General features: G+C 70.7%; 28 protein-coding genes. 8 read left to right on the top strand and 20 right to left on the bottom strand.

Translation table 11 applies throughout. The features are described 5' to 3' along the window. Positions 1 to 92: 92 nt before the first annotated feature. Genes KME66_RS17675 through KME66_RS33975 form a run of 3 tightly spaced genes read right to left on the bottom strand, consistent with a single transcriptional unit; the run spans position 93 to position 1,853 of the window. Complete coding sequence (locus tag KME66_RS17675; protein ID WP_216323645.1) at positions 93 to 599, bottom strand: NUDIX hydrolase; 507 nt, start codon at positions 597 to 599, stop codon at positions 93 to 95. Then, complete coding sequence (locus KME66_RS17670) at positions 596 to 1,498, bottom strand: XRE family transcriptional regulator (RefSeq protein WP_253208383.1); 903 nt, start codon at positions 1,496 to 1,498, stop codon at positions 596 to 598. Before KME66_RS17670 ends, KME66_RS17675 begins: the two co-directional genes overlap by 4 nt. Before the next feature lie 10 nt (positions 1,499 to 1,508). Further along, entirely contained in the window at positions 1,509 to 1,853 is a 345-nt protein-coding gene (locus KME66_RS33975; RefSeq protein WP_253208382.1) for a helix-turn-helix transcriptional regulator, read from the bottom strand. 225 nt (positions 1,854 to 2,078) lie between these two features. On the opposite strand from KME66_RS33975, the gene KME66_RS17665 reads away from it, so the two are divergent. The 5 genes from KME66_RS17665 to KME66_RS17645 all read left to right on the top strand — a co-directional run bounded on the left by KME66_RS17665 (position 2,079) and on the right by KME66_RS17645 (position 5,246). Next, positions 2,079 to 2,510 carry an ATP-binding protein gene (locus KME66_RS17665; RefSeq protein WP_216323643.1) on the top strand — a complete coding sequence of 144 codons (432 nt, stop codon included), beginning with the start codon at positions 2,079 to 2,081 and terminating at the stop codon, positions 2,508 to 2,510. A 203-nt stretch (positions 2,511 to 2,713) separates the two neighbouring features. Next, positions 2,714 to 2,881 carry a hypothetical protein gene (locus KME66_RS33970; protein ID WP_253208381.1) on the top strand — a complete coding sequence of 56 codons (168 nt, stop codon included), beginning with the start codon at positions 2,714 to 2,716 and terminating at the stop codon, positions 2,879 to 2,881. Positions 2,882 to 3,011: 130 nt separating this feature from the next. Continuing rightward, on the top strand, positions 3,012 to 3,179 hold the full coding sequence (locus tag KME66_RS17655; RefSeq protein WP_216323639.1) for a hypothetical protein: 168 nt from the start codon (positions 3,012 to 3,014) through the stop codon (positions 3,177 to 3,179). Positions 3,180 to 3,267: 88 nt separating this feature from the next. Further along, positions 3,268 to 4,464: a cupin domain-containing protein gene (locus KME66_RS17650; RefSeq protein WP_216323636.1), complete on the top strand. Its 1,197-nt coding sequence runs from the start codon at positions 3,268 to 3,270 to the stop codon at positions 4,462 to 4,464. Next, positions 4,398 to 5,246, top strand: a complete 849-nt coding sequence (locus KME66_RS17645) for an aldo/keto reductase (protein ID WP_216323633.1) — start codon at positions 4,398 to 4,400, stop codon at positions 5,244 to 5,246. The genes KME66_RS17650 and KME66_RS17645 overlap by 67 nt, the downstream gene beginning before the upstream one ends. On the opposite strand, the gene KME66_RS17640 is transcribed toward KME66_RS17645, so the two are convergent. The 6 genes from KME66_RS17640 to KME66_RS33965 form a co-directional block, all read right to left on the bottom strand. Beyond that, entirely contained in the window at positions 5,234 to 6,094 is an 861-nt protein-coding gene (locus KME66_RS17640) for a hypothetical protein (protein ID WP_216323631.1), read from the bottom strand. The two genes, KME66_RS17645 and KME66_RS17640, sit on opposite strands and share 13 nt — an antisense overlap. 87 nt (positions 6,095 to 6,181) lie before the next feature. After that, positions 6,182 to 6,997, bottom strand: coding sequence for a hypothetical protein (locus tag KME66_RS17635; RefSeq protein ID WP_216323628.1), 816 nt, complete (start codon positions 6,995 to 6,997; stop codon positions 6,182 to 6,184). Positions 6,998 to 7,096: 99 nt separating this feature from the next. Continuing rightward, positions 7,097 to 7,627: a transposase gene (locus tag KME66_RS17630; RefSeq protein WP_253208596.1), complete on the bottom strand. Its 531-nt coding sequence runs from the start codon at positions 7,625 to 7,627 to the stop codon at positions 7,097 to 7,099. Continuing rightward, the gene (locus KME66_RS17625; protein WP_216323622.1) at positions 7,624 to 8,163 is read right to left on the bottom strand and encodes a winged helix-turn-helix domain-containing protein; all 540 of its coding nucleotides are present in this window, start codon (positions 8,161 to 8,163) and stop codon (positions 7,624 to 7,626) included. The genes KME66_RS17630 and KME66_RS17625 overlap by 4 nt, the downstream gene beginning before the upstream one ends. A gap of 89 nt (positions 8,164 to 8,252) precedes the next feature. Beyond that, the gene (locus KME66_RS17620) at positions 8,253 to 9,077 is read right to left on the bottom strand and encodes a hypothetical protein (protein WP_253208380.1); all 825 of its coding nucleotides are present in this window, start codon (positions 9,075 to 9,077) and stop codon (positions 8,253 to 8,255) included. After that, complete coding sequence (locus KME66_RS33965) at positions 9,074 to 9,553, bottom strand: helix-turn-helix domain-containing protein (protein WP_253208379.1); 480 nt, start codon at positions 9,551 to 9,553, stop codon at positions 9,074 to 9,076. The genes KME66_RS17620 and KME66_RS33965 overlap by 4 nt, the downstream gene beginning before the upstream one ends. Positions 9,554 to 9,687: 134 nt before the next feature. Here KME66_RS33965 and KME66_RS17615 point away from each other — a divergent pair, with 134 nt between their 5' ends. Beyond that, positions 9,688 to 10,287, top strand: a complete 600-nt coding sequence (locus KME66_RS17615) for a hypothetical protein (RefSeq protein WP_216323619.1) — start codon at positions 9,688 to 9,690, stop codon at positions 10,285 to 10,287. Positions 10,288 to 10,303: 16 nt separating this feature from the next. On the opposite strand, the gene KME66_RS17610 is transcribed toward KME66_RS17615, so the two are convergent. The 11 genes from KME66_RS17610 to epsC all read right to left on the bottom strand — a co-directional run bounded on the left by KME66_RS17610 (position 10,304) and on the right by epsC (position 22,221). Continuing rightward, positions 10,304 to 10,534 (bottom strand): hypothetical protein, encoded by a 231-nt coding sequence (locus KME66_RS17610; RefSeq protein WP_253208378.1) that lies wholly within the window; start codon positions 10,532 to 10,534, stop codon positions 10,304 to 10,306. A 533-nt stretch (positions 10,535 to 11,067) separates the two neighbouring features. After that, the gene (locus KME66_RS17605) at positions 11,068 to 11,607 is read right to left on the bottom strand and encodes a flavin reductase family protein (protein ID WP_253208377.1); all 540 of its coding nucleotides are present in this window, start codon (positions 11,605 to 11,607) and stop codon (positions 11,068 to 11,070) included. A gap of 188 nt (positions 11,608 to 11,795) precedes the next feature. After that, positions 11,796 to 13,250, bottom strand: a complete 1,455-nt coding sequence (locus KME66_RS17600; protein ID WP_253208595.1) for a dihydroorotase family protein — start codon at positions 13,248 to 13,250, stop codon at positions 11,796 to 11,798. Continuing rightward, positions 13,247 to 14,491 (bottom strand): acyl-CoA dehydrogenase family protein, encoded by a 1,245-nt coding sequence (locus KME66_RS17595; RefSeq protein WP_216323616.1) that lies wholly within the window; start codon positions 14,489 to 14,491, stop codon positions 13,247 to 13,249. The genes KME66_RS17600 and KME66_RS17595 overlap by 4 nt, the downstream gene beginning before the upstream one ends. After that, positions 14,470 to 15,561, bottom strand: coding sequence for a PrpF domain-containing protein (locus KME66_RS17590; protein WP_073228353.1), 1,092 nt, complete (start codon positions 15,559 to 15,561; stop codon positions 14,470 to 14,472). Before KME66_RS17590 ends, KME66_RS17595 begins: the two co-directional genes overlap by 22 nt. Next, complete coding sequence (gene asnB, locus KME66_RS17585; protein WP_073228349.1) at positions 15,558 to 17,417, bottom strand: asparagine synthase (glutamine-hydrolyzing); 1,860 nt, start codon at positions 17,415 to 17,417, stop codon at positions 15,558 to 15,560. Before asnB ends, KME66_RS17590 begins: the two co-directional genes overlap by 4 nt. A gap of 8 nt (positions 17,418 to 17,425) precedes the next feature. Beyond that, positions 17,426 to 18,253, bottom strand: coding sequence for a cupin domain-containing protein (locus KME66_RS17580; protein WP_216323613.1), 828 nt, complete (start codon positions 18,251 to 18,253; stop codon positions 17,426 to 17,428). Between the two features lie 476 nt (positions 18,254 to 18,729). Beyond that, entirely contained in the window at positions 18,730 to 19,680 is a 951-nt protein-coding gene (locus KME66_RS17575; RefSeq protein ID WP_073222664.1) for a DMT family transporter, read from the bottom strand. Between the two features lie 84 nt (positions 19,681 to 19,764). After that, on the bottom strand, positions 19,765 to 20,355 hold the full coding sequence (locus tag KME66_RS17570; protein ID WP_216323610.1) for a cupin domain-containing protein: 591 nt from the start codon (positions 20,353 to 20,355) through the stop codon (positions 19,765 to 19,767). Beyond that, positions 20,352 to 21,332: a PLP-dependent cysteine synthase family protein gene (locus KME66_RS17565; protein WP_073222668.1), complete on the bottom strand. Its 981-nt coding sequence runs from the start codon at positions 21,330 to 21,332 to the stop codon at positions 20,352 to 20,354. The genes KME66_RS17570 and KME66_RS17565 overlap by 4 nt, the downstream gene beginning before the upstream one ends. A gap of 121 nt (positions 21,333 to 21,453) precedes the next feature. Next, the gene (gene epsC, locus KME66_RS17560; protein WP_216323606.1) at positions 21,454 to 22,221 is read right to left on the bottom strand and encodes a serine O-acetyltransferase EpsC; all 768 of its coding nucleotides are present in this window, start codon (positions 22,219 to 22,221) and stop codon (positions 21,454 to 21,456) included. A 322-nt stretch (positions 22,222 to 22,543) separates the two neighbouring features. On the opposite strand from epsC, the gene KME66_RS17555 reads away from it, so the two are divergent. Further along, positions 22,544 to 22,783, top strand: coding sequence for a 4-oxalocrotonate tautomerase family protein (locus KME66_RS17555; RefSeq protein ID WP_216323603.1), 240 nt, complete (start codon positions 22,544 to 22,546; stop codon positions 22,781 to 22,783). Next, a complete protein-coding gene (locus KME66_RS17550) occupies positions 22,780 to 23,778 on the top strand; it encodes a hypothetical protein (RefSeq protein ID WP_216323600.1) in 999 nt (332 codons plus the stop codon). Before KME66_RS17555 ends, KME66_RS17550 begins: the two co-directional genes overlap by 4 nt. Positions 23,779 to 23,907 lie beyond the last annotated feature (129 nt).

The following is a 23,907-nucleotide window of genomic DNA, read 5'->3' as shown; positions in this document are numbered from 1 at the left end:
GTCAAACGGACGCAGCTTCAGGGCTGGCATCGATGTGAGGGTCTGGCTGGATGAGGGGGCAGACGCGGAGGGCGCCTGAGGAGGACCCCAGATCACCAGGTGGCGGCGCCATCGTGCAGATACAGCGGCCGGCCTTGGTGCAGTGCTGTCATGGCGGCGTCCAGCCGCCGCCGCATACGGTCCCTGACCAGCTCAAGTGCCTTGTCCAGCGGCACGAACCGCGCTTCGGACAGTTCCTGGTCGTGAGGCCGCAGCACCTGGGAACCGTCGAGGGTGCCGCCGTCGAAGATGAAGGCAATCTGGTCGTCCCACGGACCGTGCGGGGCGATCCAGTCCACGACCAGGAGCCCGCGCAACGCAACGTCCTGGCCCAGTTCCTCCCGTAGTTCGCGCCGGGCGGCTTCTTCGGGGGGCTCATTCGCTTCGGCCATGCCACCCGGCAGGTCCCAGCCGGGCTTGTAGGTGGGGTTGACCAGGAGTACCCGCCCCGCGGGGTCCCGGAGGAGCACGTCCGCCGCCACGCGTTTTCGGGCCTGCTTGGCGTTGCCTTCCGCGAGGTACGCGTTCCAGGCGTCGGGGTCGGCAGGCGTCGGAGTCATGGGGCGTCTCCCCTGGGCGTGATGATGTCGGCCAGCAGCAGCATTCTTGCGCGCCGCGCCTCGCCGAATCGCGCCAGGTAGTCCCGTACGGGCCTGTATCCCTTGTGGGGCTCCAAGAGCTTTCGCAGATCGTCGAGTTGGCGGGCAACGCGAACGGAGCCAAGAGTAGGGCTTGTGCTGAGGAGGTCGTTGCCGACGCTGATCGCCGCGTCAAGGTCCGACCGGCGTATGTGAATGTCGGCGAGCGTGATGCGGCCCAGCGCGAGGGACCGTGCTCGGCCGTCCTCGCGGAGCCGGACGGCGTTCTCGGCGTGTGACAGCGCCTGGTCGTGCCGTTCCAGGTCACGCATGATGAGGGCGGACTCGCTGGCCAGCGCTGCATGGTCGAAGGGGCTCAGCCAGGGATGGTCGGTGTCGGCGGAGTCGCTGACTGCGCGGTGGGCCTGTTCCAGGGCGTGGGATGCCGGGGTGTGCTGGGAGGCCGCGGCGAGGGCTCGGGCGTGCATGGTGTGCAGTCGGGCTACGAGGGCCGGGATACGCGGGCCTCTCCAAGCAAGATCGAGGCCGGTCATGGCCCAGTGTGCGGCCTGCGAAGCTTCTCCGGCCTGCAGTGCGAGGTGGCTGCTGCTCGCGGCGACGTGCGCGGCCAGGGGCAGGTCACCGGAGGTACGGGCCAAGGGAAGCGCGCGCGTGAAATGCCGTGCGGCCAAGGCATCCTGGCCCGAGTCGTGCGCCATCCAGCCGGCCATTTCCGTCAGGGCCGCCGCTGCGGCAAAGATCTGCGGCCCGCTGTCAGCGTCGACCAGGCGCGGGGCCACGCGGTCACTGAGGTGCCGCACGACGGCCTGGTACAGCCGCCCGCCACCGGTCTGCCGATCGGCGGTACGGAAGGCATCCATGGCAGCCAAGTCATCGCCATCGGGCGGCACTTGAGCAGAGTGATGAACTTCTCTCGCCTCCGCCGGCTCCCACGCTCGTCGCGCCAGCCCAAGAAGCTGACCAGGAAATGTGGAAGGCATCAGCAATCTGCTCGAACAGGACGAGCTTCTCGACCCGGCTCTTGCCGTTCATGTAGTCGTAGAGCCGCCCCTGGGTGATGCCAACATCTGCGGCAAGGCGCCGGGTACTGACACCCCGGTGATTGAGCAGGCGGAACAGCGTCCCCATGTCGCGCTCGGCAAACGCGGCAAGCAGACGAGGGTCGTCGAGCATCCCTGCGACGACATCGCGCGGATCCGTTGCCTGGCGGTCCATCGCCCTCCCCCCTACTGCACGTTGGTCAGATGCTGCGTGCAGCAATCTCTCGGTGACTCCGTCTTGGAGTCATCTCTCGGAGTCCCTTTATGCCCCGCCGAGACCGTTGACTGAACATCGGCCGACGGGCGGATTCGCAACTTCCCAAGCTCGACGGCTCGGAGAGAGCCCGACCCTGCCACCTCCGTCAGGGCCGGGCGCCCCACCTCCCGAGGAGAGAGCTCCATGACGACGACCGGCGCCAGACCGAACGCGACGGGTGCACCTGGCTACAGCGAGACCCTGCCATGCGCATCCGAATCCGCCCGCCGCGCTCGCATGCTGACCCAAACAGCCATGCATACATGGGGACTTGCATCCCTGGCCGAGGATGGCAAGCTGATCGTTTCCGAGCTGGTCGCCAATGTCATCGTCCACACGCGATGCCACCTGACCCGCGTCGCCATCACACGTGTCGGCGACGACACTGTCCGGATTGCCGTCGCCGACACATCCCCGCTGGCCCCGGCGATCTCAACTTCAGAGGACGACTCCGGCAGCGGCCGAGGTCTGTTTCTCGTCGACGCGCTGAGTGACCGCTGGGGGTACGACCTGCACCCCGCCAGCAAGGTCGTCTGGGCAGAGCTGCGCGTCAGAGCCGACGGGTCCGGGCGGTGACCCGGTCGGTGAACGTCCGCAGGATCGCCTTACGTCTCCTGCCCGCAGCGGAGCTGGCCGATGCCCCCCACCCCGATGCATGTGTCGAGATCGACTTCGGGCCGTTGCGCCCGCCTGGCGATCCGGACCTGATTGTCCTCCCTGAGCCTTTGCGTATCACTCCAGCTGACCTTGCCCGCCTCCGCGTGGAAGCGGAGCTCGCGATGAGCGAGATCCGCGCCGAAGTCATGCAGGCGGAGATCACCTGGCAGAAGGCCCTTGGCCATTGGTACGAGGAGGGCCGGGCCGCTGTCGAGTCCCGGGAGCCCGACGTGGCGTTGCTCGCACGTGTCCTGGAGGGACTGCGGAATAAGGACCTCGCTCCCGTGTGACCACTAAGTCTCCGCACGGCCGGCGCGTACCGGTACGTGCGGATTGCCTCGGACTCTCGTACAGCGGGAGGCCGAGGGACCTCCGCCCGAGCCCGGGCGGAGGAGAACTCGATGAAGGAAGGAGCACGAAGTGGCAGAGAATGCAACGCCGCCTCCGGCACAGAGCGGCCTTCTGGTGGCGGTCGAGGAACTGACCGCCGTGCACGACCGGTACGACAGCCTCCGGTCGGACAACCAGGGGAGCTCCGGCGACTCACCGTGGCCGGGAGGCGACGGAAACCTGAACGACATCGAGTAGCACCCGAAGAAGGCGGGGCCGACGCGGCCTGCCGTGTCGGCCCCGCTGAGCGTCTGCATCACGAAGCCGAACTCATCTGGAGGTAGCGGTGGAACATCGACTGATCCAAGCCGTCGAGAAGGCGCTGGGGTGGAACGGAGCCGAGGCACTCGGTACCAAGTTTGTACGCGGACACGTGGACGATCCAGACCTCGCCTCCCGCATCTTGACCCCGAACCGCCTGCTCGACATCGCCATGCGCAGGAGCCTGTACCGACCCCAGTTCCGTTGCTTCCGCAAGGGCGAGGAAGTGCATCCCGCCGTCTACTACACCGACAGCGTCAGCCCGCGCGGCCAGAGCATCTCCATGGTCAACATGCGTAGCCTCGGATCGCTGTTGCGCGAGGGTGCGACACTCATCCTCGACCAGGCCAATGTCTTCGACCCGACGATGGAAGTCACCTGCCGGGCCCTGCAGTGGTGGTCGCACGAGCGAGTGCAGGTGAACGCATATCTCACCACGAACGACGCGGCGGGTTTCCCGCTCCACTGGGACGACCACGACGTCCTGATCGTCCAGCTCGCCGGCGAGAAGGACTGGGAGGTACGCGGTACCTCGCGCACGGCCCCGATGTACCGGGACGCGGATCCCAACACCACGCCGAGCGAGGATGTCGTCTGGTCCGGCACGATGACACCTGGCGACGTCATGCACATCCCCCGCGGCCACTGGCACCAGGCCACCCGCACCGGCAGCGGAACGGGCAAGAGCCTGCACGTCACGTTCGGGATCACCAAGCGCACCGGAGCGAGCTGGCTCGCGTGGCTGGCCGACTGGTCCCGCAAACACGAGATCTTCCGGCACGACCTCGACCGCACCGTCGCAGCCGATCACCAGGCCCTTACCGGGGCCGCGGCCCGACTCGCTGCCGAGCGTGCCCCCGCTGACTTCCTGAGGACGTACGAACACGAGACGACGCCCGCTCGGCAGGTGCCCTTCCTCGACATCTTCGGCGACCTCGAAGCCGTCGTCTGCACCACGCACTTCCCGCCCCGGATCGAGGAGAACGGAGCGACAGTCGACGTCGTGACGTCCGGCAGGAAGCTCACGCTCAGCGCCAAGGCCCTCCCCGCACTCCGCCTCCTGCTGAGCGGGAAGCCTGTCCATCTGGGCGAGGTGGCCCCTGCGGTGGGCACCGAGGTGACCGAAGTAGCAGCGATCCTGGTGGAGGAGGAGATTTGCGCACCACTCACCCCCGACTTGTCCTCGGGCTACACCGGTCTCGTCACGAACGCTCTCTCCTGACGGCTGCCGCGGACCTCGGCATCACCACGATCGACACCAGTACCAACTACCTGGACTTCCACTCGCACCAGGTCCTGGCCGAGGTAGCCGGCGATCTGCTGCCGAAGTTCACAGTGTCCACGAAGGTCGGCTACTTCCCGGCAGGAAGCACCTCGGAACACTCCCTTGACCCCGGCCGGCTCCACACTGCTTTGGAACAGGCCGCTCGGGACCTGGGCCGCGAGCCGGACCTGGTGTTCCTGCACAACCCCGAGCACAGCCTGGCCGACGGCTCCCGTACTCAGCGGCAGGACCGCTTGGAAGCCGCCTGCTCCGTGCTCGTGGACGCCACCGCAGCAGGGCTCTGCGGCTCCTGGGGGATCTCCTCCTGGGATCCCCGGCCGCTGACAGAACTGGCCAGACATCCGCTCCCACGCCCCGACGTGCTGATGGTCCGCGCCGGCCTCGTCGTCGGAGCCGAGATCCTGGACGCGAGCGAGACGCTCGTCTCCCGCTGGCAGCCATCAGCGCTGTGGGGCATGAGCCCTTTCGGCGGCAGCACAACGGAGCCCATCTGGAAGCGGTTCGATCCACGCATCTTCATGGGCACAGGTCAGGACTGCAGCCCAGGACAGGCGGCCTTCCGTGCCGCGTTCCACCTGCCCGAGGTCGACGCAGTGGCGGCAGGTACGAGCAAGACCGCACACCTGGAGGAGCTGATCAACTCACTCGCCCGCGAAGTGAACTTCGAGGCCATCACTCAGTACCGTCAGCTCCTGGCACGTAACGATCAGACGGGCTGAAGCCCGGCGACAAGATGAGCAGCCGCCTTCCGCGCAGGCTCCAGCCTCGGATCGGCGTCGTGAGCGTACGGACCCACAACCTTCGCGCAGAAGAACAGCGCCATCAGGCGGCCGGACCTACTCTCCAGGTCCGGCCGCCGCTCTGCCCAGACCCGATCCGCAAGGGCGGGCACAGCAAGCGCGTTGCCCCACAAGGTCGCCGCATCAAGCCCCCGAGGCGCCATCCCCCAGTCCTCCCAGTCGATGATGCAGAACTCCGGGCCCATGACATTCGCCCAAGTCAAGTCCGCATGCGCAGAAGCCCATTCATCAACCATGAGGTCCGGGATCCCAGGGAAGACCGGCCGGATGGTGGCCTCCACAAGGTCCTGCGTCATCGACTCAGTGTCCGAAGTCGCTACACGAGGGGTGGGCTGTGCAGCGAGGGCATCCAGCGAAGCGTTCAACCCGTCCCACCAGGTGTCAGGCAGCCGGGGATCCTCGATCACCAAGGCTGCCTCACCCACCGGCGGATCGTCCACCAGTCCCGTCTCATCAGCGCGCCACATGACAGGCTCAGCCTCATCGCGCCAGGTCACCGCTCCGCACCAGCGCGGCATGGCCACCCCACGCAGAACGGCCGCCGCCTCTGGCCCATTACCGCCCTGGGCTTCGATGCGCTTGAACGTCCGCCGCTCCACCCGCACCCATGTACCGCGGTTCGTACGGACGCCCACAGAGCGGCGCTTACGGATCACCGTGTCTCGATCAAAGCGGACCTGCAAAGACCGTTCCACCCGATCAAGCAGGTCATCAACCGACTCAACCCGCAGATCAACAGCACGCGCAGAAGGCACCGGCAACGTCATGGACGGACCGTAGCAAGCCTTGTCACATCAGCGACGCATGTTGGCCATCACCGGCAGCCCCGATAAGGGACCGCCTCGGCGACGAAATCAATCACCCGTGATGTCAGCTGCTTCCTGGTGTGCCCGCGCGCCCTGGACGATCTGCCGTTCCATCGTGAGCAGAGCCAAGGCTGCACCCTCCAGCGCGTGCTGTGCGCCTCGAAGAGCAGTGAGCCGGGATGCCTGCGCAGTCGTGGGGTCCGAGTCGTTGTAAGCGTCCTGCAGCAGATGGACGGCTCTCCTGACACTGGACTGGCCCGCAAGGTCGGCATCTGCAGTGGACGGGTCGGCGCCCGGGTCGAGTACTTGCCCCGTGGCCCGAGCCAACAGCACCGACAGCTGTCCGACGGCACTGCCTACAAGGCCCACGAGATGTCCCAGGTCATCCATGTCGGCCGCCTCATCGGCAGACACCCGTACGGCATCCCAGCCCGTGACGGGGGCAGCGGCCCCGACGCCGGAGGAAGCACTGCCAACAGGAGCAGGCACGACGCGCACAGGCGAGGTCGGCAGCAGCTCTTCCAGCGGCAGGAGATCGCCGTAGAGGCCCGCGTGCATGGCGGCAGCAACGGAGCGCGCCAGCACTTCATCCTTCAGGCCGGACACTGTGAAGTAGTCCGGGCCCGTGGTGCCAGTGCGCGCCGAATCCTGGGCCACAAGCCCCACGATGACCTTGTCCAGCAGATCCTGACGCTCTTGCGAGACAGGCCAGGCAGCAGCGCTCAGCACGTCGACTTTGGCCGTCCATGTGCCTCGGCTACCGGTTGATACGCACACGAACGGCACACGCTCTCTCTTGGCCTTCCGATATGCGGCGTTGAAGTCCTCCAACTCGGTACCATCAGGGATGAGTTCGGCAGACAAAGGTCCAGGCTTCGGCATACAACCAGTGTTGCCGATACGGTCCCCTCCTGTGCCGCTGTCGCGATTACTGAAGTTGAACTCGTGATGTCGTGGGGTTGCTCAGGCGGGCCTTATGGTCAGGCCGGTCTCGGCGAGGCAGCCGTCGATGAGGTGACTGCGGTACTGGATGTGCCGTAGGCCGCGTCGGATGCGCCGGGCGAGGTGTTCGGGGGTGGAGAAGGCGACGTTGGAGAGCCAGCCGCGTCGCAGGAGGGACCAGATCCCTTCGACGGGGTTGAGGTCGGGTGCGTAGGGCGGCAAGTAGTAGATGGTCAGCCAGTCACGTGATTCGGCGAACTTCCGCAGGTCGGCGGCCTTGTGGACGTTGAGGTTGTCCCAGATGAGCACGATCGGGCCGTCGAGCTGCTGGTGGGCGGCGATCAGCAGGTCCCGGTAGTCGCGCCAGGAGAAGCTCTTGCGTCCGTCGCGGTTGCCGTCGTCCCGGCGCGGCCGGTAGATCAGTCTTGAGCGGTGGCCGGCTTTGTAGCAGGTCAGCGCGGCGATGGATATCCGTCTGCGGGAGCGGCCGCGGACTCCCACCACCGGGGTTCGACCGCGCTGTGACCAGGTCTTCGCCTGCGGCGGCGTCATGGAGAATCCGGCTTCGTCCTCGAAGACGAGCCAGGCTCCACGGGCCGCCGCGAGTCTTCCGCGCACGGCCACACCTCCTTGACCCACCCGGCCACCGCCTCGTCGTCCCGCTCGATCGCACGTCGGGCCGGCACCTGGCACGACCAGCCATTACGGACCAGGAGCTTGCGCACACCCTGGATCGTGTAGGTCAGGTGGAAGCGTCGGCCGATCACCGTCTTCACACGGCTCAGGGTCCAGCGCTGGTCCTCCCAGCCGTGCGCGGCCGGTCCCTTGGCCAGCTCCGCCTCCAACTGGGCGAACTGCTTCTCGCTCAGCCTCGGCAGCGACGCCGGCCCCTGCGACCGCAGAGCCCGCGGACCGCCCTCGTCCCACAACTGCCGCCATCGCTGCACCGAACGAACGCTGCCCCGTAGGTCCTCGGCGATCACCGAGCTCGCCTCGCCCCGAGCGAACATCTCGGCCGCCTTGAGCCGTAACTCCTGGCGGAACTGCTGCCGTTCGGCGGTCAGCCCGCCTCCTTGTGGATACCGCATGTCCCGGTGATACCGCACAGGCGACGAGCCGTCAGCCCCTACGACACCACGAGTTCAAACTCAGTGCCCGTTTCAACAGACGAGTTGTGCTACCCAACGCCTGCCCAGACACCGAACGCGGACAGCTCCGCAGAGGGGTGCGCGTCCATCCGCACCAGCGAGCCGAGCGTTTCGCGTACGGATGGGTGGAATCGCGTGTGGTTCGGAGCGATCTTCCTCGCCCGCTTCAGCTCGGCGAACGCACCACTGCGGTCGCCTTCCGCCAGACGTGCCGAGGCGACATCGATGTGGTGGTGGCTGGATCGCTCACCGACCGTCGAGGCCGGCGGCATCCATCCGGCGCCGCCCTCGCCCCATTCGGCAAGCCGGACCAGGGCCTGCGCGTTGTCCCCGGTGTCAATCAGCGTGTGCACCGTATGGATCTTGATGTTCGTCGGCCCGAAGCTCATCTCGTAGGCGAGGCTGTCCCGGTTGCCTGCCATCCCCGCGAGCTGCTCGGCTTCCCGCAGCAGCTCTTCGGCTCCCTCGGGGTTGTTCTCCCGCGAATCCACCACCGCGAGCTTCAGGAGCAACGCCCCGTCCACGGACAGCGCGTCGTCGCTGTACGCCCCTTCCGGCTGGAGTCGCTCCAGCTCCGCGCGCAGTCCGGTGAGCTTGCGACGAGCCGTCTTGGTCGCCCCCTGGCGGAGCATCGACCCGGCCACCAGGAAGCCGGCCGTGACCTGCATGAGCGGATCGCCGGTACGGTCAGCGGCCCATCGCACCCGCTCCAGCGCTGTGTTGCCCAGGTCATGGTGCCCCATCTTGTGCGCCAGGCTGTTGACGGCCCGGTAGGCGCGGGCCAGGTGCCAGAACGCCTTCTGCTGTCCCTCACCGCGTGCGCCGAGCGCTACATGGGTCAGCTCGGTGATCACCGGGGGAGCAGCGGCCTCATCGGCACGTACCGGGCATCACGTCGCAGTGCAGCAATCTGGTCCACCTCGGAGGCCAGAACCGGCAGAGCACGTGGGCGGGTCTCCAGTTCGTCGGGGGTGTCGAAGCACAGCAGGATCCGCCGGAGCTCCGGAATGACGGTGTGGACCCCGTCCTCGGCCTCCGCTTCCCCGTAGTACGGCTGACCGGTCAACACCTCCGGTCCGAAATGCAGCGCTCGTGCCGGGGCCAATATGAGACTCGGCGTCGCCTTTCGAGCACCGGACTCCAGCTTCTGAAGCAGGCTGACGGAGATCGCGACCCGCTGGGCAAGCTGCGCAACGGACAACCCTCGCGTCTTGCGTGCCACCCGGAGGCGGTCTCCCAGCATCAAGCTCTCACCCATGTCGAGATCCCGGTCGCTGATCGGATCATTGTGGCCAGAGTACGGACTGCGAACGACGTCCAGAAGGGCCATCGCCAAGAGTTGACGCGACAGCCGTCCTGCTTACGCGCTGTACTTCTGTCCCGGCGTGAGGGCGAGCCCAACGGCGTTGTCACCAGCGACTGTCAGGCGGAACGGCCACTTCACACCATCTTCTGGAGGACTGCATGAACGGCAATCTCGGGCCACTGGCCGTCACGCGGCTCAGTGGCGCTGAGCCGATCCAGACCAACGGCGAAACGGTCGGCAGCCTCGGCGGATTCTGGAGCTGGGCCTACTCCGACGTGTCCAACAACGCCCTGCGCGGCGTCCTGGCTGAGTACATCGTGGCCATGGCTCTGGGTGCCGCCGCCGGAACGCGTATCGGGTGGGACGCGGTCGACATCCGTACGTCCGAGCAGTGGAGCGTCGAGGTGAAGTCGACGGCCTACCTGCAGTCGTGGACGCAGGCGCGACCGTCGGCGCCTTCATTCGACATCGAGCCAAAGGGCAGCTGGGACCCCGAGACAAACACGACCTCGACCGAGAAGCGGCGCCACGCAGACGTGTACGTCTTCTGCCTGCTGCACCACCAGAACAAGCTGACCCTCGACCCCCTGGACCTCGGCCAGTGGACCTTCTTCGTTCTGCCCACCCGCGTCCTGAACGATCGGCATCCGCATCAGAAGACCATCACGCCCTCCAGCCTCCAGCGCCTCGACCCGCTCCAGGTCGACTTCGCGGGGCTGGCGAAAGCGGTCGCCCTGTGCGCCGAAGACACGCGGTAGCCGCCGTGCGTCGGGCTCAGCCCGCGCGGTGCCCCTTGCCGACGGCATTCGCCGCGTCAGCGTCGACCAGAGCCGGACTGTCGGAGACGATCACCAACAGGACGCCGCCGCGGACCGCCGTCTGCTTGACGACGCTACGCCGCCCGCTGTCGGAGTAGGCGAGCAGGTGATTCCTTTGCTCATCCCCCAATCTCAGGGCCTTCGTCGCCTCGGCCGGCACGTCGATCACGGTGCTGCCCGATGCCACCTGGCAGGTGGGACAGGAGACCACCGGTCGGTGCGAAGTGGGCGGTCCGACTGGGCCGGCCACGCTGCGGCCAACCTCTGCTCGGGTGCCGGGCATCGGCTCTTTTAAGCGCCGACAGAACTTGCAACAGCTGATCACGCAGGCCAGTAGTGGGATCGGTTACGTGACGGTGCTCAAAGCCGGACACGACGGCGACTTCGACAGGCACGTCCGAGAGTGGCGGCCCGGCCTGTTCGAGGATTGGGCCGCAGATCGGCGGCCGGAACGAGAACACCTCCGTGGTCTCGTTCACCGGCGTCCAGCACCGTTCAGAAGCCCCGCCTGGACCAGCTGCTCCGCAGGTCAGGATGTTCCCGTACGCCCCGGCCGCTCCGGACGAAGAGGTGGAAAGCGTGTTGGGGGCATCCCCTCACGAGTTCGCATCTCGTGTCCCCCGCCATTGCCCTCACCGGGCAATACGAAGAAGGCCCTGAACCGTTTCGACGGGGCAGGGCCTTCTTCGCGTGTCGGCCCGAGAGTCGGACCGGTCTCGGTCAGGCGGGGACCTCCGCCGGCTTCGCGTGGGCGAAGCCACGGTGGTGCCAGACCAGGCCTCCGGCCGGGCGGCCCAGGCAGTCGGACGCCGTGACCCGGCCCACCAGGATCGAGTGGTCGCCCGCCTCAATGACCTCGTAGCGGGTGCAGGTCAAACGCAGTGCGCAGTCGGCCAGTTGGGGTGCGTGCAGCGAGGTCGGGCCGGAGGTCAGGGGGACGTTCTCGAAGCGCTGGTCGGTCGGGCCGGCGAAGCGTTTCGCCAGCGCCTCGTTCTCCGGGCCGAGCAGGTGGAGGGCGAAGGCGTCCGCCGAGACGAGCACGTCATGGGTGCGGGAGTTCCGGTCGAGGCAGACCAGCAGCAGCGGCGGGTCCAGGGAGAGCGAGGAGACGGCGCTGGCCGTCAGTCCTCGCGGAGTGCCCGTGGCGTCGTAGCAGGTCACCACCGTGACCGGGGCCGCGAGAGAGGCCATGGCGGAACGGAACTCGTCGGCCGCCAGGTCGCCGGACGTCAGCGGGGCCGGGGCCGCGGGTCCGGTCACCGGGGAGCCGGCTTCCGGCCCGGGGGCTGTCGGTGCGGAGGCTGTCGGTGCGGAGGCTGTTGGGGCGGAGGCTGTCGGGGCGGGCGCTGCCGGTGCGGAGCCTGACGGGGCGGGCGCTGTCGGGGTGGAGGGTCGTGGTGTGGGGGCGGGGCGGGTCCTCGGGGACGCGGTCAGCAGGGAGGTGGCGTTCATCGGGTCGCTCCTTCCAGTTCGCGGACCGGCTCGGGGGTCGGGGACTCCTCGGCCGAGGGGGCGGGGGCGGACGGGAGCGGGCCGGTCAGCCAGCGGCCCAGCGGCTCGCCCAGCGTGCCCCGCTCCAGGTCCCAGGCGATGTGCCCGCCGCGTACCACGGTGGTGAACCGGCCGGTGAACATCCAGCCCTCGTACGCGGACCAGCCGCACAGCGACTCGACGTGGGAGGCCGAGAGCTGCCAGCGGGCGGCCGGGTCCAGGAGGGACAGATCGGCGTCGGCGCCGACCGTCAGCCGGCCCTTCCCGGCCAGGTCGAACAGGTCCGCGGGGCCCGTCCCCATCAGCCGGGCCAGGTGCACGGCGGCGTCGTCGGGGGCGATGCCGCGGGCGAGCATGCCCGTCCAGACCGACACGGCCAGTTCCTGGACGCCGGGGAGGCCGGGAGGGGCCTCGGCCGGCGGCCGGTTCTTCTCCTCGACGGTGTGCGGGGCGTGATCGCTGCCGATGGTGGACGCCTCGCCGCCGAGCACCGCCTGCCAGAGCCGGTCCCGGTCGCGGGGGGCACGGATCGCCGGGGAGAGCCGGGTACGGGGGCCGCGCAGGGCGGTGTCGTGGTCGGTGAACGCGAGGTGGTGTCCGGTGACCTCGAAGCTGATCGGCAGCCCCTCGGCGGCGGCGGCCACGAGCAGGTCGGTCTCCTCGGCGGACGACACGTGCAGGATGTGCGTCTTCGTGCCGTACGTGCGGACCAGTTGGACGACCTTGGCGACCGCGACGATCGCCCCGGAGCGCGGCCGGTGGGGCTCGTAGGCGTCGTACGACTCGGGGTCGCCGGCGCGGGAGTCGAGCAGGTCGAAGACGTGCTGGTCCTCGGCGTGCAGCACGAGGCGCACCCCGCCGCGCGCGGCGGCGGCGAACGCCGCCTCCAGCTGGTGCGCCTCGCGGAACACCACGGGCGCCGTGTGGTGGCCCGCCATGAACGCCTTGGCGGAGGTCGCCACCTCCGGGGCGAGGTCGGCGAGCACCTCCGGGTGGTCGGGGTCCGCTCCCATGTGGAACCGGTGGTCCACGTGGGAGCGGCCCGCGATCAGCGCCGCCTTCGCCCGCAGGGTCGCCGCGTCGAGCGACGGGGGGCGGGTGTTGGGCATGTCCATCACGGTCGTGACGCCCCCGGCGAGCGCGGCCCGACTGCCGTTCTCCCAGGTCTCCTTGTGCTCCAGGCCCGGTGTGCGGAAGTGCACATGGGAGTCGATGAGGCCCGGCAGGACGTACCTGCCCGCGGCGCTCAGCCGGGGGCCGGCGGGCAGCGGGGCGCCGGGGGCGACGATCGCCGCGACGCGGCCGTCGCGGACGACGACGCTGCCCTCGGTCACTCCCTCGGGGGTGACGAGGCGGCCTCCTTCCACCACCAGGTCGGCCGGGGAGGAGGGTATGGAGGAGGCGGAGTTCATCGGTTCCACGGCAGGCTCACCAGTTCCTTGCAGAGGTCGTTGGTCGGTCCCATCAGGGCGACGGCGCGGGCGTCCCGCCCGAGCCGGTTGATCGGATGCGTCTCCACGTAGCCCGCCGATCCGAGGAAGCGGGCCACGTCCGCCACCACCCGCTCGGCCGCCGCGGAGGCGGCCAGCTTGGAGTGGAGCGTGGTCATCCCGGGGTCGGCGGCGGTGCGCCGGCCGGCCCGTTCCACCACCGCGCGGGCGGACTCCACCTCGGTGGCCAGGTCCACCAGGCGGTGCCGGACCGCCTGGTGGGCGTAGAGCCCCCGGCGCTCGGCGTGCGCGTGTGCGGCCTCCAGCGCGGCCTGCGCGAGGCCCACGGCGACCGCGCCGAGGGAGGCGCCGCTGTCGCGGACCCGGCTGATGATGGACGCCGCGACGCCCGTCGCGCCGAGCCGTGCGGAGTCCGGTACGACGCACTCGCGCACCGAGACGAATCCGGTGGCGGAGCCGCGCATCCCGGTCAGCCGCATCGAGGTGTCGGGGACCAGTCCCGGGTGGTCGCCCGGGACCAGGAAGAACGTCTGCCCGGCCGCTCCGTACCCGGTGTCCCGGGAGGAGGCGTCCGCCGGGGTCTCGTCCGGCGTCTGGGCCAGGACGAGGTAGACGTCCGCGAGGCCCGCGCTGGTGGTGAAGGACTTGGCGCCGTCCAGGAGCCACTCCCCCTCGGGCGTGCGGTCCGCCCGGGTGGCGAGGTTCTTCTTGTCGGCGCCGGCCCCGCTCTCCGACCAGGCGGAGGCGGCCAGCCAGCGGCCGTCGGCGAGCCGGGGCAGCACCTCCCGGTGCTGGGCGGGCGAACCGTTCTCGACGATGCGGCTGGTCACGGCGCAGTGCTGGAACAGCATGATCGCCGCGGACGCGTTCACCGAGGCCACCTGCTCCACACAGGTGTTGAGGGCCACCGCGTCGGCGCCCGCGCCGCCGTAGCACTTGGGTACGACCAGGGCCAGCAGGCCGCTCTCGCGGAGCACCGCGACGGCTTCGCGGTCCGGTTCGCCGCTGAGGTCGGCCGCCTCGGCGCAGGCCGCCAGCCGCTCCAGGACCGGCGGGGTGGGCAGGAGGGGTGCGGGGCGCGCGGAGAGGTCGCGGGCGGCCCTGCGGCGGCCTCCGGGGAACGGGTCGATGGCGAACGGGTCGGACAACGCCCCGGGGCCGATGTCGTCGCGTACGGCGGTCAGGCTGTCAGCGGAACCCACGGGTTCTCCTCGGATAGGGGGGCGGACGGGGTGAGGCGGGGGCCGGCGGAGAGGTGCTGGGCGTCGGCGGCCCGGGGGCGCGGCAGCAGTCCCCGGTACTCGACCTGCTTCTCGGCGACGGACACCCAGGCGAGCTCGCGCCGCCCGTCGGGGCCGGACGTCGAGTGAGCGGCCACCCGGACGCAGCCGCCCGGGGTACGGACCTGGAGCAGCGCGTCGGGGTCCCGGGCCGCGCTCCCCGCCAGCGACCAGGGCACGGTGCCGGTGATGCCGGCGGCGGCGCCCAGGCAGATGGCGCCGGTCAGCGCGACCGTGGGGTGCCAGGAGGGCACCGACACGGCCCGTACGTGGAGTCCGCCGCCGTCCTGCGGGAGCACGGCCGCGATCTTGGGGAAGGCCCCGAAGGTGTCCCAGCCCTGCGAGGCGCAGACCGCGATCCGCAGCCGGGTCATGGTGTCGAACAGAGCGGGGTCGTCGCCGAAGAGGGCGTTCGGCCCGTCGACGCCGAGCTGCGTCGCGTCGACGAAGGCGTACGGGTTGCCCATCGACACCAGGGAGACGGGCACGGTCCGGTCCTCGAAGGGGACGTACGTCACCGGCTCCCCGGTCATGAGGAGTTCGGGCAGCTCCAGCGGCGGTGAGCACAGGAAGTGCGCCGTGAACCGGGTGCCGTCGCCGAAGGTCTCCTCGGCCTCGCACACCACGTTGTCGCCGTTGTTGAGGACGTTGACCCGGACCCGGCACCCCGGCACCAGTGGCTGGATCATGCCGGTGCGGGCGGCTGCCTCGACGGCGGCCAGGATCGAGTGACCGCAGGAACCGCGCAGGTCGAAGCTGTCGTGGCTCTGCGGCAGGGACTGCACGAACCGGTAGTCCAGGTCGAAGAGCGGGTGCCGGGAGGGGCGCACGATGGCGTTCTTGAGGACGTCGGCCGAGCCCTGGCGGGTCAGGTCGGCCCGCAGGCCGGCCAGCGCGCTCAGCAGCTGGGGACCGGACTCGGGGAGGTCGCGGCCGTCCAGCACCGCGGTGGGGCAGGGTGCGCCGGTCGCCTTGACCAGGGAGACGATCATCCGGCCATCACCGCCAGTTCACGGGTCTGCCGGGTCGCACCGGCGGACGGGCCGAAGAACTCCTCGCGCCACATCTGGTGCGACATGAGGGCCCACAGCGCCAGCGAGGTGCCGTCGGACGGCCGGGCCTCCTGCTCGGCGAACAGGGCGTCGACCACCTCGTACCGCAGCCGCCCGTCGGCGCGCAGGGCCTGCGGGGACAGGACGTCGCGGGCCATCGCCCACAGCCGCTGCCCCGGGGCCAGCATGGCCGTGATCGGCAGGGTGAAGGGCTGCTTGGGCCGGTTCAGGACGCTGTCGGGCAGGAGCCCCTCGGCGGCCCGGTAGAGCGCGCGCTTGACGCCGACCCCGGGAACCGTGCGGTGCTGGTCGGGCAGGGACGCCGCGAAGCGCACCACGCTGGGCTGGCAGAACGGCAGCCGGGCCTCCACCGAGCTGGCCATCGACAGGTGGTCGACGCGGCGGAGGTGGTAGGCGGGCAGCCGGTAGCGCTGCTCGACGCGGGTGATCCGCTGGAGCCTGCTGCCCTCGCCGTGGGCGAGGATGTCGGTCAGGCCGGGCGGCAGCGGGGACGCGCCGGGCGCGAGGACCCGGGCGGCGTACTCGGGGGTGTACAGCTGCCGGCGCAGGGACTCCGGGACCGCGGCCAGGTGGTCGAGGTAGGGGCCGGCCCAGTCGGCCCCCGCGGGGGCGGCGAGCGCCTGGGTCATCCGGCTGTATCCGCCGAAGAGTTCGTCGGCGGCGTCCCCGGTGAGGGCCACCTTGAAGCCGGCGTCGCGGACCGCTCGGAACAGCGAGAAGGTGGAGAGGGTGATCGGGTCGGCGTTGGGCTGGCCGAGATGGCGCACTACGTCGCCCATCAGGTCCGGGAAGGTGGCCGGGTCGATCTCCACCTGGTGGTGCACCGTGCCGGTGTGCCGGGACACCTCCGAGGCGAACGCCCGCTCGTCACCGGGCCAGTTGCCCGTGTAGGCGATGTTGAACGTGTGCAGCGCCTCGCTGGAGCCGCGGTCGAACAGGATGCGGGCCGCGAGCGCGGTGACCAGGCTGGAGTCGAGACCGCCGGAGGTGATGGCGGCGACCGGGGCATCGGCTATGAGCAGCCGGGAGACCTCGCGGGACAGCAGCTCGCGCAGCGACTCGCCGGCCCGGGTCAGGCTCCGCTCCTCGTCGACGGGCGGAGCCGTCTCGTACCCCATGCGGCGGGAGGTGAGGCGCAGGCCGTCCTCGCGGGTGACGACGGCGGTGGTGGCGGGCGGCAGCACGTCGATGCCCTCGAACATGGTCCGCTGGCCGAAGGGCGTCTTGGCCGACAGGTAGGTGTGCAGGCCCAGTTCGTCCTCGTAGGGGCGTACGCCGTCGAAGCCGAGGAGGGCGGGCAGCTCGGAGGCGAAGTGGAACCGGCCGCTGCGCTCGTCCCAGTGGTAGTAGAGCGGCTTCATGCCGGAGGCGTCGGTGGCGACCACCAGGCGCGGTGCGCGCCGCAGGTCCATCACGGCGAGGGAGAACATGCCGTCGAGGTGCTCGGCGAACCGGTCCCCGTACGTCAGGTAGAGCGCGGGGAGAATCGATCCGTCGCAGCGGTCGTCGAAGTGGAAGCCCTGGCGCATGAGTTCGGTGCGCAACCGGTCGTGGTTGTAGATCTCACCGTTGAAGACGACGGTGATGTCGCCCAGGCGGTAGGGCTGGTCCCCGCCCTCCGGGTCCATGATCGAGAGCCGGTTGTTGCCGAGCGCCCAGCCGGACTGCCGGGCGAAGGACTGGGCGTCGGGGCCGCCGTGGTGCTGGAGCGCGGCGACCCGGCGCATCTCGTCGTCGGTGGTGCGGGCGTGGAAGGATCCGTGGATTCGGCACATGGCTCAGATCACCTGACGTCGGAGGAGAGGCCGGCGGCGGAATAGAGCGCCGGGTCGTAGGGGCTGGGGCCCCCGCAGGTCACGAAGCGCCGGGCGTCGGGCCCGGTGTGGGGGTTGCGGGCGCCGTGCAGGACGCCCGGCGCGGCGTACAGGACGTCCCCGGCGGCGACGTCGATCCAGCGGTCGCGCAGGTACATCTGGCCGATGCCCTCGAAGGCGATGAACGCCTCGTCGCTGTCGGGGTGCAGGTGGACGTTGAAGGTCTGGCCCGGCTGCTGGATGCCGCAGTGCAGGCAGAGCTGGCTGCTGCCGTTGCCGGGCCAGAAGACGAAGTTCATGGTGGCGCGGTCGGCGTCGGGGGCGATCTGGCCGGTGCCGCCGAACCCGCGCAGCTGGGTGGTCTCGTCCCAGAGCGTGGAGAACGGCTCGGGGTCGGTGCCGGGCCGGCGCCCCGGTGCGAGGGGGGTCCGCCAGATGTAGACGGTGAGTCCGTCCTGGCCGGCCGTGAGGCTCAGCGCCTGTCCGGTGGGGGCGTAGGCGGCGTGGGACCGTTCGACGGGCCGGCTGCGGGAGCCGACCGTGGCCGTGCCCGCGCCGTCGAAGACGACCGCGGTGTTCTCCTCCTCGACGCTCGACTCGGGGCTGAACGACTCGCCCGGGGCGATCCGGACGACGTGCAGCGTGACGTGCGTGGAGCCGGCGGCCGGGCTCACCGGGGTGGCGACCTCGGTGAGCCGGCCGGCCAGGGGGGCGAAGACGAAGTCTCCGGCGGAGATGATCCGCGCGTCCCCGAGGGAGGGAGCGGTGGGAGACGGCGAGGTGGTGGTGCGCGCCATGCGAGATGCTCCTTGAGGAGGGAGAGGGAGGGGAGACGCCAGGGGCGGTCGAGGCGGGTGGGCCTGATGGCGCCTTGTGCAGAAAGACTCGCGCCGGGCGGTCCCGTCGCCCTCCCGCCTCGCTACCGGGACCGGGGAGGTGGCCGGGAACCGATCCGTAATCCGGCCACCTCCCGGGCGGCACGCCGGCTCCGCGGCCGGACGGCCGGGGTGGGCTCCCCGGTCGGGGGCGGTGCCCCCACGGCAACGAGCCGGGGCCGGCGCGGCCCCTGGGAAGGGTGTCCGCGCCGGCCCCGGCTCGTTGAGACCTGGCTGCGCTGTGGTGCTGCCTGTGCGGTGGTGCCTCCTGTGCGGTGGTGCCTCCTGTGCTGTGGTGCCTCCTGTGCTGTGGTGCTGCCTGTGCTGTGGTGCTGCCTGTGCTGTGGGTGTTTCCCGTGCGGTGGGTGTTCTCTGTGCCGGTCCGTCGTACGGCGGTGCTACGAGCGGCTCTTCGCCGGTACGCGGTCGGGGGCGACCGGTGACGTCGGCCGGGGCTTCCCGGCCCGGGACAGGGACGAGATCCGGCCTTCCGCGAGGGCGAGCGCGGCGATGACGATGACCCCGCCCACCGGTACGTTCCAGGACAGCGGTTCGCTCAGGGCCAGCACGCCGACGACCACGGAGAACACCGGCACGAGGTAGTTCACGCCGGAGGCGGTGGTCGGACCGGCGTCCGCGATCAGGCGGTTGAGCAGCGCGAAGGCGATACCGGTGGAGGCCGCGCCGAGGACCAGGAGGGCGAACAGCGGCTTGGCGGTCAGGTCACCGTGCAGGCTCCAGCCCGTGACGAACGTGGTGAGCACCACGGTGATGACGGCGGCGGCACCCAGCTGGGCCGCGGTCACGGAGAGCGCGGGCAGCTTGTGGGGGCCGATGAAGCGGCGGATGTACACGAAGCTGACGGCGTAGCTCGCGGCGGCTCCCACGCAGGCGAGCTGGCCGCCGATCGAGCCGAAGCCGTCGGTGTTCCACGGCCCCACCACGATGATCAGCCCGACGAACCCGCCGACCAGGCCGGCCACCTTGCGGCGCGTCGGCTTCTCCTCGGAGAGGGCGAGAGCGGCGACGCCCAGGGTGATGAGCGGGGTGGCGCCCTGGATCACCCCCGCGATGGTCGCGGTGGTGTGCTGCTCGCCGATGGCGAAGAGCGTGAAGGGGATGACGTTGCCGAAGACGGAGGCCACGGCGATGTGCCCCCAGAGCGGGCGCCCCGGCAGGGGAAGACGCTTGACGGCGAGGATGGCGAGGACGACCAGCGCACCGACCACCAGCCGGCCGGAGGCGAGTTGGAGGGGCGCGAACGCCTCCAGCGACATCTTGATGAAGGCGAAACTGCAGCCCCACAGGGCGGCCAGCAGACCGAAGCGGCCCCAGTTGGCGAGGTTCATGCGGTGATCTCCTCTGAAGAGGTGGCGGAAGGAGGGAAGGGGAGGACGGGGCGGGCGGCCGGCGGGGCCGGGCGGACCCGCCGGTCAGTCGTGGTGGTGCGGGGCGGTGTGCGCGCCGTCGGGGCCGTGGTGATGGTGGTGGCCGGAACCGGGGTGGTGATGGTGGCCGGGGCCGTCGCCGTGCGGAGGCCCGTGCGGGTGGTCGTGATCGGTGTCGGGGGCGTCGACCTCGAACTGGTCGTACTTCTCCATCAGCGCGACCATCTCCTCGCGCGAGGGGCGGTTGCCGTCGGCGAGCAGGGCGGCCAGGCCCTCGAAGTAGCCCTCACGGTGTTCGGCCGGGGTGAAGATGATCAGCATCTCCACGAGCGAGTCGCTCTCGTTGCGGAAGCCGTGCACCGCGTTCTCCGGCACGTGCAGGAAGTCCCCGGCGCGGGCGGTGCGCCAGCCGGTGCCGTCGTGGAGCCGCACCTCGCCCGTCAGGACGTAGAAGGACTCGGAGATCCGGGAGTGGTAGTGCGGGTCCGCCCCGCCGGCCCCCGGCAGCATCGAGTGGTGGAAGAGCCCGAAGCGCCCGTCGGTGGTCTCCGCGAGAGCTATGAAGCGGGTGGTCGTGGCGGTCCCGATCTCGGCCTTCACCGCGTCCGCGTAGGCCCGGAACATCGCGTGGCTCATGCCTGGTCCTCCCACATGCTCAGATAGCGCTCACCGGTGTCCGGCAGGAGGGTCACCACGATGCCGTCGGAGAACTCCGGCCGGTGGGCGACGCACTCACTGGCGTACGCGGCGGCGCCGGACGAGACGCCGGCGAAGAGGCCCTGACCGGTCGCCAGCCGGCGCGCGGTCAGCAGGGCGTCCTCGTCCGAGACCGTCACGACCTCGTCGATGAGGGAGACGTCGGTCGTGTCGGCCACGAAGCCGCCGTTGAGCCCGGGGATGCGGTGCTGGCCCGCGTAACCCCGGGACAGGACGGGCGACTTCTCCGGCTCGACCGCTATCACCCGTACGTCCGGATCATGCTCCTTGAGGGCGCGGGCGACACCGGTGAGGGTGCCGCCGGTGCCCACCCCGCAGACGAAGGCCGCGACGCGGCGGCCGAGGGAGGACACGGCCGCCTGGATCTCCGGGCCCGTGGTCTCGTAGTGCGCCCGTACGTTGTCGAGGTTCTCGTGCTGGCAGGGGAACCAGGACCCCGGCGTCGCCGCGTGCAGCCGCTCGGCCTCGGCGATCGCCCCCGGGTAGCCCAGCGAGCTCGGCGTCTGGACGATCTCGGCCCCGAACGCCCGCAGCAGCCTGACCCGTTCGGCCGTGGCGTTGTCCGGAAGCACGATCACGCAGCGGTAGTCACGGGAGGCGGCGAACGCGGCCAGGGAGATCCCCGTGTTCCCGGAGGTCGCCTCGATGACGGTGCCGCCGGGCCGGAGCGCGCCGCGCTCCTCGGCCGCGCGCAGCATGTAGAGGGCCGCGCGGTCCTTGCTGGAGGACATCGGGTTGGCGGACTCCAGCTTCGCCAGCACCCGGGCGCCCGGTGCCAGATCGCGCAGCCGCAGCTCCAGCAGCGGCGTGCATCCGACGAGGTCCTCGATCCGTGAGGCGACGGCCGGGCGGGCGGGGGCGAGGGAGGTGAGCGGGGCGGGAACGGTGGTGGTCATGGCTGCATCACTCGCAATCGGGAAGGTCGGGGGCGGAAGGCCCTGGGGGTCACCGGGAACGGGCGGAGCGCTGCCGGCGGGAGCCGGCGGAGGGCTGGCACCGGGATCCGGCGGAGGGGTGTCACCAGGAACCGGCGGAGGCGATGACGGTGAAGACGTCCTCCAGGAGTTCCGGCCGACGGCCGGGCTCCTTGATGACGGCGGTGGGCGCGAGCACCCGGGCACCGCCCGGGACGTCCTTGTTGACCAGGGCCTGGGCGCCGATGACCGCCCGGTCCCCCACGGTCACCGGTCCGAGGACGGTGGCGTTGGCGCCGAGGATGACGCCGGCCCCGACGACGGGATGGCGGCGGTCGCCCTCGGGCCGCTTGTTGTCGCTCCACCAGCCGACGGCGCCCAGGGTGACCTGGTGGTACAGGGTCACGTCGTCACCGACGACGGCGGTCTCCCCGATCACGACCCCGGCGCCGTGGTCGATGAAGACCCTGCGGCCCAGCACCGCCCCGGGGTGGATCTCGACCGCCGTCACCCGGCGGGCCCAGCGGGCGAGCAGCCTGGCCGGGATGCGCAGGCCGCGACCGTGCATGCGGTGGGCGACACGGTGCGCCCACAGCGCGGTGAGCGCGGGGTGGAGGATCGCTTCCTTCCTGCCCCGTACGGAGGGGTCGCGGGCCACGACGACGGAGAGGTCCTCGCGCAGCGCGGCGAGCAGACGGAGGGTGGGTGACGCGGGGGTGGCCGTCGATGCTTCGGACTCACCGGCGGACGCGCGGGTGGCCGTCGGCGCCTCGGGCTCACCGGCGGACGCGGAGGAGGACGCGGAGGCGGTGCCGGGGGCGGGGCGCAGGGCCGGGTTCGATTCCGGTTTCGTCGCACTGAGCAGGCTCATCGTGGCTCCAGGGGCGGGGTGGGCCTCATGACAGGAACCGAGCGTGCCCGGGGGGCTTCCCGCTGCGGTCCCGCCGCGTTCCCACCCGGCGGGAGCGTCTCGGGCTGTGCGGAACGAGAGGGGAACGGAGCGGGAAACATTCAGGAACGCCCCGGCCCACACTCACCTGAGCGCCACGCGACCGTACGCCGGGCAGCCGGTCCGGTCCCGCGGTCGCGGACGCCGCAGTCGCGGACGCCGAGGTCGCCGACGCCGCGGTCCCGCGCCCCGCCCCGCCCCGCCCCGCCCCGCCCCGCCCCGCCCCGAGCAGAAGGAGCTTCCCGTGCCTGTGATCGCCGTTGACTGGTGGAAAGGGAACGATCGCGCCCAGCGCCAGGAACTGGTCGAGGAACTGACCGCCTGCGTGTCCCGGATAGCCGGATGCCCGGAGGAGGCCGTCACCGTCATCGTCCGGGACGTGGAGACCGACCACTGGGGGAAGGGCGGCGTGCTCGCCGACGCCCTCCTCGCGGGCGCCGCCTCGCGACCCGGCCAGCAGGACACCGGAGGACAGCAGCCATGACGGAATCGGCCGGATCCGGCACCGCCGATCCCCGGCGCCTCCTCCTCGTCGCGCCGTCGCCACGACTGGCGGCCGCGGCGACGGAGGCCGGCTTCCACGTCGTCACCGTCGCGGACACGGCCGGATTCACGGACGAGGAACTCCGCGCGCACCTGCGCAAGACCGTGCTCACCCATCGGGTGGGCAGGCTGGTCGCCTGCGGGGACGCGAGTACCCACCCCGTTGTCCTGGAGACCGCGGAGGAACTCGGCGTGTCCCCGAATCCCGCCTCCGCCGCCCGGCTGCTGGCGGATGCCGCCGAGGTCAGGAAGCTGCTGAACGTCAGTGGCCCGCAGTGGCAGGCGCTGGCCCTGCCGGACGAGCCGGAGCACCGGCCGCCGCTGTGCGATGTCGGGTACGGGGTGGAGACCCTCACGGTCGACGGGATGCACCGGGTCACGGGCATCGTGGAATTCCGCTCCGACGGCGGGGACTTCGGCGACCGGGGGGACCTGGACGCCGGGCTCGGACCGGACGGGGCGGCCGGCGCTGCCACGATGCCGTGGGGCTCCGGCCCCGCCGTCCACACCTTCCCCGCCCCGATCACCGGTGCCGAGGAGGCGGAGATCCGCGCCCTGGCCACGGGCCTCCTGGACCTGGTCGGTTACGAGTTCGGGTACGCGTTCACCCGCATCGCGCGCACCGGGCGAGGGCCGCGGGTGGTGGACGCGGTTCCCCGGGCCGCGAGTTGGCCCGTCTGCCGGCTGATCGAGCTCACCACGGGACTGGTCGCCGAACGGGAGCTGGTCCATGCCCTGTCGGGGAAGCCGCTGAAAGCGGCGGTGCCGGTGGGGTGTGCGGCCGCCCTCCCGGTGGCGGATCCGCCCGGAGCACCCGGACGGACCACCGCACCCGAGGACGTGCGGGAGGCGCGGGACGGGTATGCCGTCCTCACCGCCCTCACACCCGCCGAACTCGCCTCCCGTACGGCCGCCGTGCTCGGCTGCCCCATCTGACCCGCATCCGTTCGACGGAAGGGCCCACCGGTGTCGCCGGTGGGCCCTTTCGTGTACGTCTCCCCTCGGCCGCGACAGGCCCGGAAGGCGCTTCCCGCGTCCGTGGACAGGGGTTTCCTGTCGCGTTCC

Origin of the sequence: Streptomyces sp. YPW6 (assembly GCF_018866325.1) — a bacterium.
Taxonomy (GTDB): domain Bacteria; phylum Actinomycetota; class Actinomycetes; order Streptomycetales; family Streptomycetaceae; genus Streptomyces.
The sequence above is the reverse complement of the archived record's forward strand: the minus strand, read 5'-3'. Positions and strand labels throughout refer to the sequence as shown.

Bases quoted from the DNA above. Each gene is read 5' to 3' on its own strand.
- KME66_RS33970 (WP_253208381.1), top strand. From the start codon at position 2,714: ATGAGCGAGATCCGCGCCGAAGTCATGCAGGCGGAGATCACCTGGCAG.
- KME66_RS17665 (WP_216323643.1), top strand. From the start codon at position 2,079: ATGACGACGACCGGCGCCAGACCGAACGCGACGGGTGCACCTGGCTAC.
- KME66_RS17590 (WP_073228353.1), bottom strand. From the start codon at position 15,561: ATGATCGTCTCCCTGGTCAAGGCGACCGGCGCACCCTGCCCCACCGCG.
- KME66_RS17575 (WP_073222664.1), bottom strand. From the start codon at position 19,680: ATGAACCTCGCCAACTGGGGCCGCTTCGGTCTGCTGGCCGCCCTGTGG.
- KME66_RS33965 (WP_253208379.1), bottom strand. From the start codon at position 9,553: ATGGCCCTTCTGGACGTCGTTCGCAGTCCGTACTCTGGCCACAATGAT.
- KME66_RS17630 (WP_253208596.1), bottom strand. From the start codon at position 7,627: ATGACGCCGCCGCAGGCGAAGACCTGGTCACAGCGCGGTCGAACCCCG.
- KME66_RS17565 (WP_073222668.1), bottom strand. From the start codon at position 21,332: ATGACCACCACCGTTCCCGCCCCGCTCACCTCCCTCGCCCCCGCCCGC.
- asnB (WP_073228349.1), bottom strand. From the start codon at position 17,417: ATGTGCCGAATCCACGGATCCTTCCACGCCCGCACCACCGACGACGAG.
- epsC (WP_216323606.1), bottom strand. From the start codon at position 22,221: ATGAGCCTGCTCAGTGCGACGAAACCGGAATCGAACCCGGCCCTGCGC.
- KME66_RS17625 (WP_216323622.1), bottom strand. From the start codon at position 8,163: ATGCGGTATCCACAAGGAGGCGGGCTGACCGCCGAACGGCAGCAGTTC.
- KME66_RS17675 (WP_216323645.1), bottom strand. From the start codon at position 599: ATGACTCCGACGCCTGCCGACCCCGACGCCTGGAACGCGTACCTCGCG.
- KME66_RS33975 (WP_253208382.1), bottom strand. From the start codon at position 1,853: ATGGACCGCCAGGCAACGGATCCGCGCGATGTCGTCGCAGGGATGCTC.
- KME66_RS17580 (WP_216323613.1), bottom strand. From the start codon at position 18,253: ATGGCGCGCACCACCACCTCGCCGTCTCCCACCGCTCCCTCCCTCGGG.
- KME66_RS17570 (WP_216323610.1), bottom strand. From the start codon at position 20,355: ATGAGCCACGCGATGTTCCGGGCCTACGCGGACGCGGTGAAGGCCGAG.
- KME66_RS17640 (WP_216323631.1), bottom strand. From the start codon at position 6,094: ATGACGTTGCCGGTGCCTTCTGCGCGTGCTGTTGATCTGCGGGTTGAG.
- KME66_RS17670 (WP_253208383.1), bottom strand. From the start codon at position 1,498: ATGGATGCCTTCCGTACCGCCGATCGGCAGACCGGTGGCGGGCGGCTG.
- KME66_RS17615 (WP_216323619.1), top strand. From the start codon at position 9,688: ATGAACGGCAATCTCGGGCCACTGGCCGTCACGCGGCTCAGTGGCGCT.
- KME66_RS17550 (WP_216323600.1), top strand. From the start codon at position 22,780: ATGACGGAATCGGCCGGATCCGGCACCGCCGATCCCCGGCGCCTCCTC.
- KME66_RS17600 (WP_253208595.1), bottom strand. From the start codon at position 13,250: ATGAACTCCGCCTCCTCCATACCCTCCTCCCCGGCCGACCTGGTGGTG.